We start from the raw sequence: 2,403 nt of genomic DNA on the forward strand, positions 1-2,403 counted from the left end.
GGCCAGCAGTTCCGCCCGGCGGGAAAGCCGCGCCGGCGCTACCGAATTCCCCGAAACAACAGGTTGTACTGCAACCGCCTTGTTGCCCGAGCAGAAATTCGCTGCGCATCCGCATGCTGCGCATTGATAAGCACGACCGTCTCCTCCGGCACGATCACTGACGGTAGCTCCACAAGCGCCTGACCCTGCGCCAGATACCACGTCGAACCGGCCTCAACGGACACCACGCCGTGCGGAATGGCATCCCAGCCACTGGGCAGGGCATCGGCGCTGATGATCCGCCGCGCCGCCCATACGTCATCCGGCACGTCGATCTCGATCACATACTTGTTCAACGGCAACCCGCTGTCATCGATATGCGCTGCCGTTTCCAGTGCCGCCATCGCCAGCGTCGGCGCGGCGTACACCACGGCCTGCCCCGGTTTGTTCCAGCGTCCGGGTGAATAAGCTGCACCGACGCCACTGAGATCCTCTGGCCGCCACGTGGGCCCGGTGGAGCCGATCCGCGCCAGCTTCACTGATACGCACCGCTCTGGATGGCCCCGAGCACCCGCATGACCGAAGCACGCCCACTGGGCGTGTCCATCAGTTCCGCTGGAGCCAGCCCGCCCAGCGCCGGCTGCGGGCGCTGGATCCACTCGCCGACCCACTTCTGCACATCGAAGTCGCGTGCCTCGGGGTTGTCGGTTTCGGCCGCCAGCATGTCCTCGACCTTGTTGATGAGCTCCATCAGGCCGACCACCGACTGCCCGGGTGTGCCGCCGAACAGCGCCTTGTCATGCATCTTCTTGGTGAAGGTGGCTTTGGGAATGCGCACGAACACCTGGAAATCGGCGCTGCTTTCAAACACGTCGTCGATCAGCCCCTTCACCACCTGATAGGGGACACCCTCGCGCTCAATGCGGACCCGTTCGGTAAGCGGGGCCGTGCGCAGCAGCGTGCGGAAGCTGTTGGCGGTGGAGGACATGGCATGTCTCGATATGGCTAGATATGGTCTGAATATAGGCCAAAACTAGCCATGTGCAAGTGAAGCTGTCGCCTTTGCCCACGGAAGTCATTGATCCTGTTAATGTCCGCCCATGAACACCGCTCCGATCACCGCGGACCGTGACGTGGCCTACCACACCCAGCTGGATGCGCAGCTGGTGGAGGCCGTGGGTGACATCAAACTGCTGGGGCTGACCAGCTGGCCCGCCGCGCTGCAGGCCCCGTTCCTGGACAGCGTGGCCCGGGGCCAGCCCGTACTGCCGCAGGTGGACTACCCGAGACTGGATTTCGGCCAGACCCGGCAGGCGTTGGCGAAGATCAGCGACCAGTGCGACTCCAGCCATCCGCTGGGGCAGTACGTGCAGCGTTCGGCCCAGAGTTGGGACCTGGCGGCTGGCCTGCTGGAATCGCTGGGCACGGCGGCGGTGGATGGCTATTCGGTGCAGTTGTACGGCGCGCCGGAACAGCCATTGCCCGGGCACGGACCCAGCACCCGTGAAGCCGCGCGGCATTTCATCCAGATCGCCCAGGAGCTGGATCACGAACTGCTGGCTCCGGAGGAACAGGTGCCGGTGTCGGCGACCGCGCTGATGCTGCAACTGCAGAGTGACCTGGACGCGTTCTTTGAATCGCGCATCATCCAGGTGCAGCTCGATCCGGATCTGATCTCCAAAGCCGCTGCGGGCCCCACCCGCATCCGGCTGCGCACCAGCGCGCGCTTCAGTGCCTACGACCGCGCGCAGCTGTTCCACCATGAGGCGCTGGTGCATTCGCTGACCGCGCTCAACGGCCGTGAGCAGCCGCATCTGCCCAGTCTGGCGCTGTCTTCTCCGCGCGTGACCGCTACCCAGGAAGGGCTGGCCACGTTTGCCGAGCAGATCACCGGCAGTATCGACATCGAGCGTCTCAAACGCATCAGCCTGCGCACCGAAGCCATTGCGATGGCGCGCGAAGGGGCGGACTTCATCCAGGTGTTCCGCTACTTCTGCGACGCCGGGCAGAACCACGAAGAAAGCTTCGCTTCGGCGCAGCGCGTGTTCCGTGGCGTGCCGACGGTGGGCGGGGCCGCCTTCACCAAGGACACCGTGTACCTGCGCGGCCTGGTGTCGGTGCACACCTTCTTCCGCCACATGCTGGCCGAGGATCGCCTGCAGGTCTGCCGCTGGCTGTTCGCCGGCAAGATGTCGCTGACCGATGCAATTGATTTCGCCCCCTTGTTCGAAGAGGGCATTCTGCGCCCGCCGCGCTGGCTGCCGCACTGGGTCAGCCGCGCCAACGGGCTGGCCGGGATGCTGGCGTTTTCGCTGTTTGCCAACCGCATCCGGATGGACCAACTCGCCGCCGAATAACCGCGTTCGTGATCCGGTAGCGCCGGCCGTTGGCCGGCCCAAGAGTTCCATCCAGCATCATGAGGGC

General features: G+C 65.0%; 3 protein-coding genes. 1 reads left to right on the top strand and 2 read right to left on the bottom strand.

The window, feature by feature from the left end:
* Positions 1 to 38: 38 nt before the first annotated feature.
* Positions 39 to 518, bottom strand: coding sequence for an RES family NAD+ phosphorylase (locus QMX83_RS21230; RefSeq protein ID WP_282298607.1), 480 nt, complete (start codon positions 516 to 518; stop codon positions 39 to 41).
* Positions 515 to 967: an antitoxin Xre/MbcA/ParS toxin-binding domain-containing protein gene (locus QMX83_RS21235; protein ID WP_282298608.1), complete on the bottom strand. Its 453-nt coding sequence runs from the start codon at positions 965 to 967 to the stop codon at positions 515 to 517. The genes QMX83_RS21230 and QMX83_RS21235 overlap by 4 nt, the downstream gene beginning before the upstream one ends.
* A 112-nt stretch (positions 968 to 1,079) precedes the next feature.
* Between QMX83_RS21235 and QMX83_RS21240 the strand changes: the two genes are divergently transcribed.
* Complete coding sequence (locus tag QMX83_RS21240) at positions 1,080 to 2,336, top strand: flavohemoglobin expression-modulating QEGLA motif protein (RefSeq protein WP_282298609.1); 1,257 nt, start codon at positions 1,080 to 1,082, stop codon at positions 2,334 to 2,336.
* The last annotated feature ends 67 nt before the right edge of the window (positions 2,337 to 2,403 follow it).

This window comes from Stenotrophomonas sp. PS02289, assembly GCF_029960115.1.
Classification (GTDB): Bacteria; Pseudomonadota; Gammaproteobacteria; order Xanthomonadales; family Xanthomonadaceae; genus Stenotrophomonas.